Source organism: Vannielia sp. SX4, assembly GCF_052828525.1.
The window spans coordinates 3237707-3251317 of the sequence record NZ_CM128247.1 but is presented as its reverse complement, the minus strand read 5'-3'; the positions used below and the strand labels follow the sequence as shown (position 1 = coordinate 3251317).

Genomic DNA, 13611 nt, shown 5'->3' with positions numbered 1-13611 from the left:
GGGTCTCAGCCGTCAGTCAGCAGGTCGGCATAGGCAATGTCATAGCCCAGCAGGTCATCATCTGTGGTGGTGTCGGTGGTGGCCGCAGCGGCGCCGAAGAGGCCCGCGGTCACACCGGCCACCGCTTCGGGCGGGCGGGCGCCGAACCACAGGCCCACGAGGGCCGCGGCGGTGAGGCCCGCAAGACCGGGTGCGCCGCCCACGGCGGCCAGCAGGGCGGCAATGAGGCTGCGGCGCGGGGCAGGGGCGCGGGCGGGCGCCACTGGGGCCGCCGCTGCGGCCAGCCCGTCCTGCACGCCGTAGCCATCCTCCAGCACCCGCGCCAGAAGCTCGGGCGAGGGCTCCGCCTGCGTCCCCTCATCCGCCCGTGCGGCGGAAAAGAAGCTCTCCAGCAGGGCCTCCTCGGAGGCGGTCAGCTCTTTGTCATGGTCAGCCATCGCTCAACCCCAGTTCTGCGCGGGCGCCCCTCAGACGGGCCGCAAGTGCGCGTTTGCCGCGGGCGATCAGACTTTCGACCGCCTCGACGGAAATGTCCATCTGCCGGGCAATCACCGGATTGCCCAAGCCTTCGATGTGCCGCAGCCGCACCGCCTCGCTCTGCCGGTCGGGCAAATCGGCGAGGGCGGCATAGAGCGCCTGCGCGCGCTCCTCGGCCTCCATCTGCTCCACCACGCCGGCCCGGTCGTCCTCGGGCTCGGGGATGCTGTCGAGCGCCTGACCACGCTTCTTGCGCAGCCGGTCGGTGCAGAGGTTGCGGGCCACCTGGAAGAGCCATGTGCTAACCTTGGCCTCGCCCGTGCGCCAGTCAGGCGCGATCTTCCACAGGCGCATCATCGCCTCCTGCGCCACATCCTCAGCCTCGGCGCGGTCGGTCAACATGCGGGTTGCCAGCCCCAGCACCATCGGCGTGAGCCGCAGCGTGAGGGTGCGGGCAGCCGCCCGGTCGCCCCCGGCAAAAAGAGCCAGGAGCGCCTCGTCGTCCGGCTCCTGTGGCGCATCGAGGGGCATGGGCATCGCCTGTCAGTACAGTCTCTTCTCGGTCTTCTCAATGCCTGCCCGGCACCCCGCCGAGGGGCACCGGAAAGGCCCCCTCCCCGCGCGTTTCAGGGGATGACACTAAACGCGGGGAGGGAAGCATCGAAACGTGCCGGTCAGTTCCGGCGGTAGTGGCCATGTCCGTCGCCACCACGGCCTTTGCCGTCACGGTGCTCGCCGCGCTTGTGCATGCGCTCACCGTCCCGCATGCCACGCCCTTCGCCGCGCTGGGCGAGGAAGGCCATGGCCGTTTCGAATTCCTGTTCGGTCACCGTGCCGTCGCCATCGGTGTCCATCCGCTCGAAGAGGTTTTCGAGCATCTCGGCGCGGCGCTCCTGCGCCTGCTCCGGACGGCCTGCGGCGAATTCTTCGGCCGAGACGGTGCCGTTGTTGTCGGCGTCGAGCCGCTCGATCATCCGCTCGGCGCGCTGGGCGCGGCGGGCAGCCTCGCGGGCCTCCTGTGCGGCCACCAGCTCTTCGGCGCTGATCTCGCCGTCGCCGTTGCTGTCGGCGCGGGCAAAGCGCACCGCGTCACCGGCAGCCAGCTCCTCGGCAGAAAGGGCGCCATCGGCGTTGGTGTCGAGTTCGGTGAAGCTGGGGGGCGTGGGGTCGGCGCCGGGGCCCATGCCCATGCCGCCCATGCCGCCACCGCCGGGGCCACGGGCCTCGGCCATCGGAGCCACGGCGAGGCCGGTGGCGATGAGAGTGGTCAGAAGCAGAACGCGTTTCATATCGTGTATCCTCCTCAGGAGTGCTCGGGGTTTCTTGCCATCGGGCCGTTGTGCTGGCCCGTTGATGCTTCTCAAACGGGCGGTGCCGGGGCTTCCGTCGCGCCCCGGCAAAAAATCCGGCAAAAAAGTTTCGGTCCCCGGTTTTGCGACATCCCGACGCAAGGACACATCGCGCCCTGACGTTGCGGCGTGGTTTGCGCTACTTAGGTCGTAGCGAGGCGCCGTGCGTGAGCACCGAGCCAGAACGGGCAAAGCCCCGCAGTCGAACCATGGAAGCCCAGACTATGTCGTCAGAGAGTGCCCTGGCCGATCCGGCCATGATCGAAGACCGTGATGCAAAGACCGCGATGATCCGTGGCTGGCGTCGCCGCTGCCCCTGCTGCGGCAATGGCCCGATGATGGCCGGTTACCTCAAGGTGCGCGACACCTGCCCGGTCTGCGAAGAAGACCTGCACCACCAGCGCGCAGATGATGGCCCCGCCTACCTGACGATCCTGATCGTCGGCCACCTGCTCGCGCCGCTGATCCTCTATGTCTACACCGCCTTCCGGCCCGATCCGCTGATCCTCGCGACCGGGTTTTCGGTTGGATGCGTGGCGCTTTCGCTCTACCTTCTGCCCCGGCTGAAAGGGCTGATGGTCGGCCTGCAATGGGCCAAGCGGATGCACGGCTTCGGCGGCGAGCGCGGCTGACCGGCCCGCTCCCCTAGCCGCCAGATCCGGGCGAGAGGCGCATGGACAAGACACAACTCCGCGACGCGGCGACGATCATCCTCTACCGCGAAGGCGCGGAAGGGGTCGAGGTGCTGATGGGCCAGCGCGGCGCCAGCGCCGCCTTCATGCCGAACAAGTTCGTCTTTCCCGGCGGCGCGGTGGATGCGGTGGATGCGACCGTGCCCTTCGCCACCGGCCCCGACCCGCTCTGCGCGGCGCGGCTGGCGCTGGAGGCGGGCGAGGGGCAGGTCACGGCCTTTCTGGCCGCCGCCGTGCGCGAACTTTGGGAAGAGACCGGCCTGATCCTCGGCGTACCCGGCGCATGGCCGGGTGCGGCCCCGAAAGGCTGGCGCGGCTTCGCCGCCACCGGCCACCTGCCCTCTGCCGAAGGCCTGCGCTTTGTCTACCGCGCCGTCACCCCGCCGGGCCGCCCTCGCCGGTTCGACGCCCGCTTCTTCCTCGCCCCCGCCAGCCGGGTGGCGGGCGATGCGGATGATTTTTCGCGCGCCGAAGACGAGCTGTCGCTGCTGCAATGGATCCCGCTGACCCGCGCCCGCAGCTTCGATCTGCCTTTCATCACCGAGGTGGTGCTGGGCGAGGTGGCGGAGCTGACCGGCCATGACGCGCCGCCCGACGGGGTGCCCTTCGTGAAGAATGACGATCTGGTGGCAGGCATTCGGCGCCTGCGCTGACTGAGAGGGCAGGAGTGGGGGCGCTGCCCCCACACCCCCGGGATATTTTGAGCAAGAAAATGTACAGGCTCAGTGCGTTGCGGCGACCAGCGCAATGACCGAGGCGACCAGCAGGGCGATGCCCGCAAGTTCGCGGCCCGAGAGTTTTTCGGAGAAGACGCGGGCGCCGATCACCATCGAGAACAGCACCTCGACCTGCCCCAGCGCGAAGACCACCGAGGCGGTTTGCAGCGCGAAGGCGGCGAACCAGCAGAAGCTGCCGCCGAAGGAGGTGAGGCCCACCGCAAGGCCGGGGCGCCAAGCGGCGAACACGCGGGTGATCTCGCCGCGGTCACGCACCAGCAGCCAGCCGAGCATCAGCGCGTTTTGCAGGATGACGACGCAGCCGAGCGCAAGGGCGGGGCGCAACAGAATATCGTCACTTGCCACCTCCAGTGTGGCGGCGCGGTAGCCGACGCCGGAGAAGGCAAAGAACAGCCCCGCCCCGAGGCCGAGCGTGGCCGAGGGCGCATCGAGCCGCAGCTTGCCGCCGGTGCCCGAGAGCATCAGAATTGCCACCATCCCCACCACCATCGCCGCAAACCCTCCCCAGCCCGGCACCTCGCCGAGCAGCGCCCAACCCACGGCGGCGGTGAGCAGCACCTCGGATTTGCGCAGGGTGATCCCCACCGCAAAATTGCGGCGGGCAAAGAGCATAACGGTGAAGACCGTGGCAAGGATCTGGGAGCTGCCGCCCACCGCGGCCCAGAGCCAGAAGCGCTCGCCCAGTTCGGGCAGCGCCATGCCCCGCACGGTGACCATCAGCCAGAGCGCGGCCCAGATCATCGGCAGCGAGTAGAGAAACCGCGCCCATGTGGCCCCGGTGGCCGTCAGCCCCGCCTCGGCCATCTGCTTTTGCACCATGAAGCGCATCGCCTGAATAAGGGCGGCGGCGAGTGCGAAGGGGATCCAGAGCCAGTCCATGCCGCTTATGGATCACGGCAGGGCAGGAATGGGAAGGCTCAGGGCGCGGGCGGCCCCTGCCTTTGCCAGAGCGGATGCGGCACCGGGTCTTTCGCCTTGAAGAAATGCCGCAGGAACACCTCGCCATAGGAGCGGTAGCGGTAGCCCTCGTTGCGGCTGAGGTAGCGCGCCGGGTTGGCAAAGTAGAGCCGGGGCAAGCGATACCACGGGGTGCGCGGGTGCATGTGGTGGACCACGTGCAGGTTGTTGTTCAGAAAGAGAAACGCCAGCAGCCCTCGGTCTTCGATCACCACGGTGCGGCCCCGGGCGCGGGCGTGGGCCTGATGTTCAAGGAAGGTGCGGATCTTCAGGATCGACAGGGCGGCATAGGCGCAGGCGAGATAGGCGAGGGGCGGCATCTGCGCCACGGCAAGCCAGAGCGCCACCGGCACCAGCCCCGCGGCATGCAGCGCCCAGCCCAGCGCAACCCTTCTGTCGCCCGCGCGGATCGCGCGCCAGTCGGTGGCTATGAAGGCGATCTGCCCCAGCAGCGGCCCCAGCAGGATACGCCCCGCCAGCGTGTTGTTCACTCGCAGCAGCGCCCGCCGCCAGCGCGGCAACCGGGCCCAGTCGCCCGCATCGAGATAGTTGCTTTCGGGGTCGTCGTAAGGGTCGGTCAGCAGGCTGTCTTGGTGGTGGGCGAGGTGGGTGTCGCGGAACCGCAGGTAGGGGATGAAGAGGCCGAGCGCGGGAAACACCAGCGCCGCATTGGCTCGGGCGGAGCGGAAGGGGTGGCCGTGGATCAGCTCGTGGCTCAGCGACGAATGCAGCACGAGGGCGAGGGTGGTTAGCACCATGCCTAGCGGGAGGGCCACCTCGGCAACGGCACTCGTGCCGAGGGCGAAGGTGCCATAGCAGCAGGCGAGCAGGGCGAGGGTGGGCCATTCCGTGCCGGCGGCGCGGCGGGGGTCGTTCACAAAAGTCTCCGGATGGGGCGCGGGGCGCAGTCCCATTCCTGTTACGCGCTGGCGGCGCGGTGCGGGAGATGATCTCTTGTTAACATCTTCGAGCGTTGTTAATATTTGTAAACATATGGACAAGATTATCGACAAGCGCACCCGCGCCACGCTCTTCCGCGCCCGTGTGGGCGAGGCGCTGGCGGAGGCGGGCATGAGCCAATCCGCGCTGGCCCGCGCGGTGGGCGTGAGCCGCTCGACCCTTTCCCAACTTCTGCGCAGCGAGGCGCCCCGGCTGCCCGGCGCGCAGCTATTGGGTGACCTCGCCGGGGCGCTCGGGGTCAGCGCCGACTGGCTGCTCGGCCTCTCCGACCGTCCCGAACGCGCCGCGCAACTCGCCCGCGCCGCGCTTTCGATCACCCAGGCCGAGCGCGCGCTGATCGACGACCAGATCTTTGCATGGCACCGCGAGGCGGCGGGTTACAAGATCCGCCATGTTCCCGCGACCCTGCCCGACATGCTGAAGACTCCTGAGATGCTGCACTGGGAATATGCCCCGCACCTCGGCAAGACCACGGCGCAGGCCATCGGCGCGGCGCAGGACCGGCTGGACTGGATGCGCGGCTCGGGCAGCGACTATGAAATCGCCATGCCGCTCGACGAGATGCAGGCCTTCGCCAGCGGCACCGGCTATTACGCCGGCCTGCCCGAGGCGCTGCGGCGCGAGCAACTGGGCTGGATGGCCGAGTTGCACCGGCAGTTCTACCCGCAGCTCCGCATCTGCCTCTTCGACCAGCGGCGGATGTTCTCGGCCCCGGTCACCGTCTTCGGCCCGCTCCTCGCGGTGCTCTACCTCGGCTCCTCCTACCTCGCTTTCCGCGACCGGGAGCGGGTGCAGGCGATCACCGGGCATTTTGACGGGCTGGTGCGGGCTGCCTCGGTGGGTGAGCGTGAATGGCCCGAGCATATTGCCGGGCTGCTGCGGGGCATGGGCTAGGCGCCGGCGCGCTGCCCCTGAAAGCAAACGGGTGCGCCGCTCTTCACGACGCACCCGCCAATGTCTGGAAACGAGGCCTTTACCGTTCAGCGCAGCAGCGGCTTGATCCCGGCGGCGGCAGCCTGGGTGATCGGGTCGATCGCCATCAGGTGGGCGCCCACCTTCTGCACATTGTTGCCGGTCCGCAGCCCGTCGAGGCGGGCGGTGTAATCGGCGGTGCCAAGATGGGCCAGCGTCAGCGCCTTGAAGCAGAGGAACACCGTCAGCACCGTCAGCGCGGGCCGCATCACCGGGCGCTTGACGCGCTTGGAGCGGGTATAAAAGCTCTGGCCAAGGGTGCCCGTGGCCTCGAAACCACCGCCCTTGCGGTGGATTTTTTCGATCCGGCGAATGCGTCCGGCGAAATTCTGCATGGTTGGGTCGGCCAAGGGTCTCTCCGTCCGAAAGTGTGGTCGCTCAGGCCCCCGCCTTGATGCAGAAGGTGCGCCATGATTTGGGCGGAAATTGGGCGTGACGTCAGGATTTTTGCAGACAGAGCGTCGTCCAGTCCCCAATTGTTTCGGCGTTCGCGACAGTAAGGCCTTCCGCCACGTAAGTCTCCGTCACATCAGGGGCCTGATCGTTCAGCAGACCGGAGAGAATCGCATGGCCGCCGGGCGCGAGAGCCTTGGCGATATCGGGTGCGAGGCCGATCAGCGGGCCTTTCAGAATGTTGGCGAAGATGAGGCCAAAGGGGGCAGCGCCCGCCAGCACCGGGTGATCGAGCCCGGTCGCCTCGATGCAGCTGACATTGCCGGTCAGCCCGTTGGCCGCGAGGTTGGCCTCGGCCACCTCCACCGCCACCGGGTCGATGTCGGAGGCGATGATCGGCACATCCCACACCCGAGCGGCGGCCATGGCGAGCACGGCGGTGCCGCAGCCCACATCGGCCACGGGGCAGGGGGCAAGGCCGCCCTCGAGCAGCCGGTCAAAGGCGCGCAGGCAGCCCAGCGTGGTGCCGTGGTGGCCAGTGCCAAAGGCCATCGCAGCCTCGATCAGCAGCGGCTCTGCACCCTCGGGCACGGTCTCGGCATCATGGCTGCCGTAAACATAAAAGCGCCCGGCCTCCACCGGGGCCAGCTCGCGGCGCACATGGGCCACCCAATCCGTCTCTGGCAGCTCGGAGATGGTGAAGGGCTTGGCACCGAAGGCGGCGGCCAGCACGGCCAGCCCGGCCTCATCGGGGCTTTCGGTGAAATAGCCGCCGACTTCCCATAGGCCGCTGTCATCCTCCACCTCGAACACGCCAACCCCGGTCGGTGCAGGCTCCAGCCGCTCCAGCGCCTCGCCGAGCGCCTCGGCGGCGGGTTTGCCTTCAAGCGTGGTCAGGGCGGTATAGGTGGGCATGGGCGCGGCTCCGGCTTTGTCTGCCTGCCGGGTAGGAGGATTGCCGGGTGCGGTCAAGGGTGGTCGGGGCGGGCTCACCCGCCCTGCGCGGCGTCTTCACCCCCGGCCGGGCGGGCCACCCGCGCCGGAATGCCCGCCACCGTCGCGCCGGGCGGCACATCCTTCGTAACCACAGCCCCCGCAGCGATGATCGCGCCATCGCCCACCGTGACGCCCGGCAGCAGTGTGGCATGGCCCCCGATCCAGACCTCGCGGCCCACCGACACCGGCAGCGCCCGCTCCAGCCCTTTCTTTCGGCCTTCGACCTCGTGGTGATGGTCCGCGCAGTAGATATGCACCCCCGGCCCGAGCATCGAGCGCGCGCCGATGGTCACGCGGGCGGTGTCGAGCACGGTGCAGAAGGCATTGATGTAGACACCCGCCTCAAGATGCAGGTTCACGCCATAGGCGACATGAAAGGGCGCCTCGATGAAGCAGTCTTCGCCCATCGCACCAAGGATCGCGCGCAGCTGCGGGGCACAAGAGCCACGTTGGGCCGGGTCGATGGTGGCGTGCTCATGACAGGCAAGGCGCGCCGCATCCCGCAGCGCGCCCAATTCATCTGTCATGCAATTGTACCAGGCGCCGTCCTCGACGCCGGGCAGGGCATTCATCTGGCGCCGAGGCCCACCGGGCAGCTCACGCCGGTGCCGCCGAGCCCGCAGTAGCCATTCGGGTTCTTGGCCAGATACTGCTGGTGATAGTCCTCGGCAAAGTAGAAGTCCGGGGCCATCAGTATCTCGGTGGTAATCTGGCCCAGCCCCTTGGCATCCAGCGCCCGCTGGTAGGCCTCCTTGGAGGCCAGCGCGGCGGCCTTCTGCGCGTCGCTGAACACGTAGATGCCCGAGCGATATTGCGTGCCGCGGTCATTGCCCTGCCGCATCCCCTGGGTCGGGTTGTGGCCCTCCCAGAAGGCAGTGAGCAGTTCGTCGTAGCTCACGCGCGCCGGGTCAAAATGCAGGCGCACCACCTCGTTGTGGCCGGTCTGACCGGTGCAGACCTCCTCATAGGTGGCATTGGGCGTGAATCCGCCCGCGTAGCCCACCATTGTCAGCTCGACGCCGGGAATCTGCCAGAACAGGCGCTCCACACCCCAGAAACAGCCCATGCCGAACATGGCCGCGTCTTGCCCGGGCGGCACCGTCTTGGTCAGCGGTGCACCGGTGAGCTGATGGGTCTTTGCAGTGGGAATGGGCGCAATGCGCCCGGGCAGGGCCTCGCCTTCGCCCACCATCTGCGTCTTGTCGCGTCCGAATCCGAACATGCTCGCCTCCCTCCTGGGGTTGATTGTCCGATGATATAGCATCATCGCCCCCGAGTTCATGTCTTTTGCCGCGATCGTTACTCTGCGGGCAAGGGCAACGCGGCGGAAAACCGCGTCTCGTTGCCCGGCGCCGGGTGGCGCGGGATCAGCAAGGCAAGGCAGAGCGAGCCGCAGGCGATGCCCGCCGCAAGGGTAAAGACAGCGCCCGGCGAGATCACCCAGAGGTAGCCCAGCAGCGCCGGCAGGAAGACGGCGGCGATGTGGTTGATGGTGAAGGCCACCGCCGCGGTGGGGGCAATATCGGCCGGGTCCGCGATCTTCTGGAAGTAGGTCTTGAGCGCAAGCGCGAGGGCAAAGAACAGATGGTCGATGACATAGAGCGCCGAGGCCAGCACCACGCCCCAGCCAAACCAGTAGATCCCGCCGTAGAGCGAGAACACGGCCACAAGGCCGGTGTATTCGAAAACCAGCGCATTGCGCTCGCCCCATTTGCCCACCAGCCGCCCCATCAGCGGGGCGAAGATCATGTTGGCGACGAGGTTGATCAGGAACAGCGCCGTCACCTCATGCACATCGAAGCCGAAGCGCTCGACCATCATGAAGCCCGCGAACACCACAAAGATCTGCCGCCGCGCCCCGGCAAAGAACTGCAGCGCGTAGTAGAGCCAGTAGCGGCGGCGCAGCACGAGGCGGGTGTTCTGCCGGTGCTCGCCCTCGAAACGCGGAAAGGCCACAAGGCAGAAGAGCGCGATGGCAGCACAAAGCCCGCCCGAGACCCAATAGACCGTGGCGTAAGAGAGCGAGAACGCCTCCCACGTCAGCATGATCACCCCATAGGCCACCAGCGTTGAGGCCGAGCCCGCCGCCAGCAGCCAGCCCAGCATCTGCGGCGCCCGTTCGATCTTGAGAAACTGCAACTGGAGCGACTGGTTGACGGTCTCGTAATAGTGGAACCCGATGGAGCTGAGCATGGTGATGGTCAGGATGCCGCCCATGCTGGGGAATTGCGCGGTGAGTGCGGTCGCCACCCCCAGCAGCGCCAGCGAGATCAGCCCGAGCACCTGCTCGCGGATGAAGATGATCAGCGCGATCACCCCCACGGCCAGAAAGCCCGGCACTTCGCGCACAGTATGCAGCCAGCCGATATCCTGCCCGTCAAAGCCCGCAACCTCGATGACGAAGTTGTTCAGCAGCGCGGTCCAGGTGGCAAAGGCCAGCGGCATGGCCACCGCCATCAGGAACAGCAGCACCATCGGCTGGCGCCAACGCGGGAGGCGGTGGGCCTCACGGAGAGGAATCGTATGCATGAGTCACGCTTTACGCCCGGGATCGGGCCTTGGAAAGAGTGGAGAGGGCCGGAGTGGGGGTTTTGCACCCCCACACCCCCGCAGAGATATTTGAAGCAAGAAAATGAAGAGGGCGGTCATTTGCCCCGGCGGGTCGCCCAAGGCGGGCGGGGCAGGGGGACAGTATCGAACTGGCTGGTGAGCGGGGCGGGCGGTGCGAAAGAGTTGGGCATGGGGGCCTCCGATTCGGGGTGGAGGCCCATTGATGGGAGCTAAAGCTAACTTTAGGTCAAGGGCCAGATCAGCGGGATCAGCGCCGAGGCCAGCAGCCCGATGGTCAGGTTCAGCGGGATGCCCACCTTCATGAAATCGGTAAAGCGGTAGCCGCCCGGCCCGTAGACCAGCATGTTCGTCTGGTAGCCGATCGGTGTGGCGAAGCTGGCAGAGGCGGCCACCATCACGGCGATGACCAGCGGGCGCGGGTCATACCCCAGCGCGGCGGCCAGCCCGATGGCAATGGGGGTGACCACCACCGCCACCGCGTTATTGGAAACCAGCTCGGTCAGCACCGAGGTCAGCAGGTAGATCGCCCAAACGATGAAGAAGGGCGGCAACGTCTCCAGCGCCGGGGCGATGGCGGTGACGATGAGCTTGACCGCGCCGCTCTCTTCCAGCGCGGCCCCGACCGCGAGCATCGAGAAGATCAGCGCCAGCAGGCGACCATCGACAAAGGAGAAGGCCTCGTCGGCGTCAATGCAGCGGGTGCCGAAGACCAGCGCCACCGCAAAGATCGAGAGCGCAAGGATCGGCGCGATGCCAAAGGCGGCGAGGCCGACGATGCCCAGCAGCGCGATGATGGCGATCGGCGCCTTCTGGCGGCGAAAGGCGCGGCCCGTGGGGGCGGCCACATCGACGAGGTCCATGTCGTCGGCAAGGCGCTGAATGTCGGCGGGCGAGCCTTCCAGCAACAGCGTGTCGCCCACCCGCACCACGAGGTCATCGAGCTGCCGCCCGATGTTCTGGTTTCTCCGGTGCACGGCCAGCGGATACACACCGTAGCGGCGGCGCAGACGCAGTGTGCCAAGGCTGCGGCCCACCATCCGGGCGCCCGGCGTGATCAGCACCTCCACCGTCGTCGTCTCGACCGACGACAGCTTGTCGACCATCCGCACCTGTTTGCTCTCCTGCAGGCTCAGAAGCTCCGACATCTGGCTGCGCAGCACCACCCGGTCGCCCGCCTCCAGCACCACATCGCCCATGTTCCGCCGCAGCGAGGCATCGCCGCGCAGCACGTCGACCAGCCGCACGCCCTCGCGCTTGAAGGCATCCACCTCGCCGGGCTTCTGCCCGATCAGCGGGCTGTCTTCCGGCAGGGCGACCTCGGTAAAGAACTTGCGCCGCGCCGAGTCTCCGCCCGAGAGCAGGTTCGCCATGCTGGCGCGGTCGGGCAGGATGCGGGGCGCGATGAAGCGCAGGTAGAGCATGCCCCATGCCACGAGGATCACCGCCAGCGGCGTGACCTCGAAAATCCCGAAGGGGTCCAATCCGTTGGCGCGGGCCACACCATCGACCAGCAGGTTTGTGGAGGTGCCGATGAGGGTGAGCGTGCCACCGAGGATGGCGGCATAGCTGAGCGGAATAAGCAGCTTGGAGGCCGAAAGGTTCATCGTGCGGGCGAGCTGCACGAAGACCGGGATCATCACCACCACCACCGGCGTGTTGCTGACGAAGGCCGAGGCCACGACCACGAAGGCGATCATCGCCCCCACCGCCAGTGCGGGCCGGGTGCTGGCGTTTCGGTCGGCCACCTGCGTGAACCAGTCGAGCGCGCCGGTGCGCACCAGCGCCCCCATCACGAGGAACATCGCCGCAATGGTCCATGGCGCCGGGTTGGCCAGCACCGCGCGGGCCTGAGTGTAGGGCAGCACGCCTGACAGCATCAGCACTGCCACGCCGAGGATGGCCACCACTTCGGGCGGGTAACTCTCGCGGATGAATAGGAGAAACATCGCGCCCACGACGGCCAGCGCAAAGATGGCGTCCCAGGGCGGGGCGAGTGTGATCAGGTCCATGTGGCTGCTGCGTTGCCCATATCGGCGCGATATTAACCGCCGGGTGCAGCGAGGCAAGCGGCGAGTGGCTCGCCGCCGCCGCTTGACCGGCAGGGGCCTTCGCGCAAGGCTCGCGCCATGGCCCGCCGCGCCGAATTTCTCCTCCGGGCCGAGCCCTTCGCCACCCGGCTGACCTTCATGGTCCACCGCCCGCGCACCGCTTCGGGCGGCAGCTGCCCGTGGTTCGAGGCCGCCCGCTACGACCCGCCTCGCCCACGCCTCGCCGGCCCGGCGGAGCGGCTCGTCTGGCGGGTGGAGGATGGCGCGGCGGAGTATCTCTTCACCTCGCCCGAGGAGCTGGATCACTTCCGCGCGGTCTGGGGTACACGCGTTCTGCCCAGCCCTCGCGCTTTGGCGCAGGCCCGTGGCATGGCGGCGGTCAACGGGGTCTGGCTCTCGCGCATGGCCAAACCGGCTTGGCCCCGGCGGCAGGCTCTGCTGCGCTGGATCGATGCACACGATGGCGACTTCCGTGCCCGCATGGCGGACCTCGCGCCATGAGCCGGGTGCAGGATCTGCCCGCGCCGCTGGCCGACCGCCTCAAAGGGATCGACCTCATCGTCTTCGATGGCGATTGCGTCCTCTGCACCGGGTTCTTCCGCTTCATGCTGAAGCACGACCGGCAGGCCCGCTTCCGTTTCGCCACCGCGCAATCGCCCCTCGGGCAGGCGCTCTATGCGGCACTGAACATGCCGCTGGACGATTACGAGACCAACCTCGTCCTCACCGGCGGCCGCATCCACACCCACCTCGATGCCTTCGCCGCCGCGATGGCGGCACTCGGCTGGCCATGGCGGGCGCTGGCCCTCTGCCGCTGGCCCCCCGGCCCGGTCAAACGCCCGCTCTACCGGTTGATCGCCCGCAACCGCTTTCGCCTCTTCGGCCGGCGCGACACCTGCTACCTGCCCACGCCCGAGGTCCGCGCCCGCTTCATGGAGGCGCCATGACCTCCCCCTTCGCCGAAGCTCTTGGAGCCGATTTCACCCGCCTGCCGCCCGCCGTGCAGGCGCTCCATGCCGGGCCGGGGCGCTGGGCGGGTGAGGCGGAGGTCACCCGCGGCAGCCACCCTCTGGCCCGTCTCGGGCTGGCGCTCGGGCACTTCCCGCCCGCGGGCCGGGGGCCAGTCACGCTTGAGATCGCGCCAGAAGGGCAGGGCGAGGCGTGGACCCGCCGCTTTGGCACCCATGAGATGCGCTCGCACATCGCCCCCGGCCCGGTCGAGACGATCGGCGCGATCACCGTGGCGCTTCGGCTCACCGCCGACCCGGAGGGCATCTCCATCGCCATCGACAGCACCCGCGCCTTCGGCCTGCCCATACCCGGCTGGCTCGCCCCGCGCTCCTTTTCCCACGAAGGGGTGGACGCGCAGGGCCGCTTCACCTTCGACATCGGCGCGCGCCTGCCGGGCGGCGCGCTGCTGATCCGCTACACTGGCTGGCTAGCTCCGGCTTGACCGTCG

17 protein-coding genes are annotated in these 13611 nt (G+C 68.1%); 6 read left to right on the top strand and 11 right to left on the bottom strand.

The features are described from left to right. Positions 1-5: 5 nt before the first annotated feature. From ACUXVX_RS16055 to ACUXVX_RS16045, 3 genes are all read right to left on the bottom strand, one after another. Complete coding sequence (locus ACUXVX_RS16055; RefSeq protein ID WP_446309082.1) at positions 6-437, bottom strand: hypothetical protein; 432 nt, start codon at positions 435-437, stop codon at positions 6-8. Further along, positions 430-1014 (bottom strand): RNA polymerase sigma factor, encoded by a 585-nt coding sequence (locus tag ACUXVX_RS16050; protein ID WP_446309081.1) that lies wholly within the window; start codon positions 1012-1014, stop codon positions 430-432. The genes ACUXVX_RS16055 and ACUXVX_RS16050 overlap by 8 nt, the downstream gene beginning before the upstream one ends. A gap of 137 nt (positions 1015-1151) precedes the next feature. After that, the gene (locus ACUXVX_RS16045; protein WP_446309080.1) at positions 1152-1766 is read right to left on the bottom strand and encodes an EF-hand domain-containing protein; all 615 of its coding nucleotides are present in this window, start codon (positions 1764-1766) and stop codon (positions 1152-1154) included. A 317-nt stretch (positions 1767-2083) separates the two neighbouring features. On the opposite strand from ACUXVX_RS16045, the gene ACUXVX_RS16040 reads away from it, so the two are divergent. Continuing rightward, a complete protein-coding gene (locus ACUXVX_RS16040; protein WP_261384754.1) occupies positions 2084-2458 on the top strand; it encodes a DUF983 domain-containing protein in 375 nt (124 codons plus the stop codon). 41 nt (positions 2459-2499) lie between these two features. Then, entirely contained in the window at positions 2500-3171 is a 672-nt protein-coding gene (locus ACUXVX_RS16035; protein ID WP_446309079.1) for an NUDIX hydrolase, read from the top strand. 69 nt (positions 3172-3240) lie between these two features. On the opposite strand, the gene ACUXVX_RS16030 is transcribed toward ACUXVX_RS16035, so the two are convergent. Together ACUXVX_RS16030 and ACUXVX_RS16025 are read right to left on the bottom strand one after the other, a co-directional pair. Then, complete coding sequence (locus ACUXVX_RS16030; protein ID WP_446309078.1) at positions 3241-4134, bottom strand: EamA family transporter; 894 nt, start codon at positions 4132-4134, stop codon at positions 3241-3243. Positions 4135-4172: 38 nt separating this feature from the next. Next, positions 4173-5090: a fatty acid desaturase gene (locus ACUXVX_RS16025; RefSeq protein ID WP_446309077.1), complete on the bottom strand. Its 918-nt coding sequence runs from the start codon at positions 5088-5090 to the stop codon at positions 4173-4175. A gap of 115 nt (positions 5091-5205) precedes the next feature. Here ACUXVX_RS16025 and ACUXVX_RS16020 point away from each other — a divergent pair, with 115 nt between their 5' ends. After that, on the top strand, positions 5206-6066 hold the full coding sequence (locus ACUXVX_RS16020; RefSeq protein WP_446309076.1) for a helix-turn-helix domain-containing protein: 861 nt from the start codon (positions 5206-5208) through the stop codon (positions 6064-6066). A gap of 86 nt (positions 6067-6152) precedes the next feature. Here ACUXVX_RS16020 and ACUXVX_RS16015 read toward each other — a convergent pair whose 3' ends face one another. From ACUXVX_RS16015 to ACUXVX_RS15990, 6 genes are all read right to left on the bottom strand, one after another. Next, positions 6153-6494: a hypothetical protein gene (locus ACUXVX_RS16015; RefSeq protein ID WP_446309075.1), complete on the bottom strand. Its 342-nt coding sequence runs from the start codon at positions 6492-6494 to the stop codon at positions 6153-6155. 88 nt (positions 6495-6582) lie between these two features. Continuing rightward, the gene (locus ACUXVX_RS16010) at positions 6583-7452 is read right to left on the bottom strand and encodes a 50S ribosomal protein L11 methyltransferase (RefSeq protein ID WP_446309074.1); all 870 of its coding nucleotides are present in this window, start codon (positions 7450-7452) and stop codon (positions 6583-6585) included. Positions 7453-7526: 74 nt separating this feature from the next. Continuing rightward, the gene (locus tag ACUXVX_RS16005; RefSeq protein ID WP_446309073.1) at positions 7527-8060 is read right to left on the bottom strand and encodes a sugar O-acetyltransferase; all 534 of its coding nucleotides are present in this window, start codon (positions 8058-8060) and stop codon (positions 7527-7529) included. 41 nt (positions 8061-8101) lie between these two features. Next, positions 8102-8755 (bottom strand): peptide-methionine (S)-S-oxide reductase MsrA, encoded by a 654-nt coding sequence (gene msrA, locus ACUXVX_RS16000; RefSeq protein ID WP_446309072.1) that lies wholly within the window; start codon positions 8753-8755, stop codon positions 8102-8104. 77 nt (positions 8756-8832) lie between these two features. Then, the gene (locus tag ACUXVX_RS15995) at positions 8833-10062 is read right to left on the bottom strand and encodes an MFS transporter (protein WP_222494231.1); all 1230 of its coding nucleotides are present in this window, start codon (positions 10060-10062) and stop codon (positions 8833-8835) included. Positions 10063-10325: 263 nt separating this feature from the next. Continuing rightward, positions 10326-12113, bottom strand: coding sequence for an SLC13 family permease (locus tag ACUXVX_RS15990; protein ID WP_222468613.1), 1788 nt, complete (start codon positions 12111-12113; stop codon positions 10326-10328). Between the two features lie 117 nt (positions 12114-12230). Here ACUXVX_RS15990 and ACUXVX_RS15985 point away from each other — a divergent pair, with 117 nt between their 5' ends. The 3 genes from ACUXVX_RS15985 to ACUXVX_RS15975 are packed head-to-tail and all read left to right on the top strand — an operon-like array spanning position 12231 to position 13605. After that, positions 12231-12653, top strand: a complete 423-nt coding sequence (locus ACUXVX_RS15985; protein WP_446309071.1) for a hypothetical protein — start codon at positions 12231-12233, stop codon at positions 12651-12653. Beyond that, positions 12650-13099: a thiol-disulfide oxidoreductase DCC family protein gene (locus tag ACUXVX_RS15980; RefSeq protein ID WP_446309070.1), complete on the top strand. Its 450-nt coding sequence runs from the start codon at positions 12650-12652 to the stop codon at positions 13097-13099. Before ACUXVX_RS15985 ends, ACUXVX_RS15980 begins: the two co-directional genes overlap by 4 nt. Next, positions 13096-13605: a DUF4166 domain-containing protein gene (locus tag ACUXVX_RS15975; RefSeq protein ID WP_446309069.1), complete on the top strand. Its 510-nt coding sequence runs from the start codon at positions 13096-13098 to the stop codon at positions 13603-13605. The genes ACUXVX_RS15980 and ACUXVX_RS15975 overlap by 4 nt, the downstream gene beginning before the upstream one ends. Positions 13606-13611: the final 6 nt, after the last annotated feature.

Coding starts and splice junctions, on each gene's coding strand:
- msrA (WP_446309072.1), bottom strand. CDS start 8,755: ATGTTCGGATTCGGACGCGACAAGACGCAGATGGTGGGCGAAGGCGAG.
- ACUXVX_RS15980 (WP_446309070.1), top strand. CDS start 12,650: ATGAGCCGGGTGCAGGATCTGCCCGCGCCGCTGGCCGACCGCCTCAAA.
- ACUXVX_RS16010 (WP_446309074.1), bottom strand. CDS start 7,452: ATGCCCACCTATACCGCCCTGACCACGCTTGAAGGCAAACCCGCCGCC.
- ACUXVX_RS16005 (WP_446309073.1), bottom strand. CDS start 8,060: ATGACAGATGAATTGGGCGCGCTGCGGGATGCGGCGCGCCTTGCCTGT.
- ACUXVX_RS16035 (WP_446309079.1), top strand. CDS start 2,500: ATGGACAAGACACAACTCCGCGACGCGGCGACGATCATCCTCTACCGC.
- ACUXVX_RS15975 (WP_446309069.1), top strand. CDS start 13,096: ATGACCTCCCCCTTCGCCGAAGCTCTTGGAGCCGATTTCACCCGCCTG.
- ACUXVX_RS16050 (WP_446309081.1), bottom strand. CDS start 1,014: ATGCCCATGCCCCTCGATGCGCCACAGGAGCCGGACGACGAGGCGCTC.
- ACUXVX_RS16020 (WP_446309076.1), top strand. CDS start 5,206: ATGGACAAGATTATCGACAAGCGCACCCGCGCCACGCTCTTCCGCGCC.
- ACUXVX_RS15985 (WP_446309071.1), top strand. CDS start 12,231: ATGGCCCGCCGCGCCGAATTTCTCCTCCGGGCCGAGCCCTTCGCCACC.
- ACUXVX_RS16045 (WP_446309080.1), bottom strand. CDS start 1,766: ATGAAACGCGTTCTGCTTCTGACCACTCTCATCGCCACCGGCCTCGCC.
- ACUXVX_RS15995 (WP_222494231.1), bottom strand. CDS start 10,062: ATGCATACGATTCCTCTCCGTGAGGCCCACCGCCTCCCGCGTTGGCGC.
- ACUXVX_RS16040 (WP_261384754.1), top strand. CDS start 2,084: ATGATCGAAGACCGTGATGCAAAGACCGCGATGATCCGTGGCTGGCGT.
- ACUXVX_RS15990 (WP_222468613.1), bottom strand. CDS start 12,113: ATGGACCTGATCACACTCGCCCCGCCCTGGGACGCCATCTTTGCGCTG.
- ACUXVX_RS16030 (WP_446309078.1), bottom strand. CDS start 4,134: ATGGACTGGCTCTGGATCCCCTTCGCACTCGCCGCCGCCCTTATTCAG.
- ACUXVX_RS16055 (WP_446309082.1), bottom strand. CDS start 437: ATGGCTGACCATGACAAAGAGCTGACCGCCTCCGAGGAGGCCCTGCTG.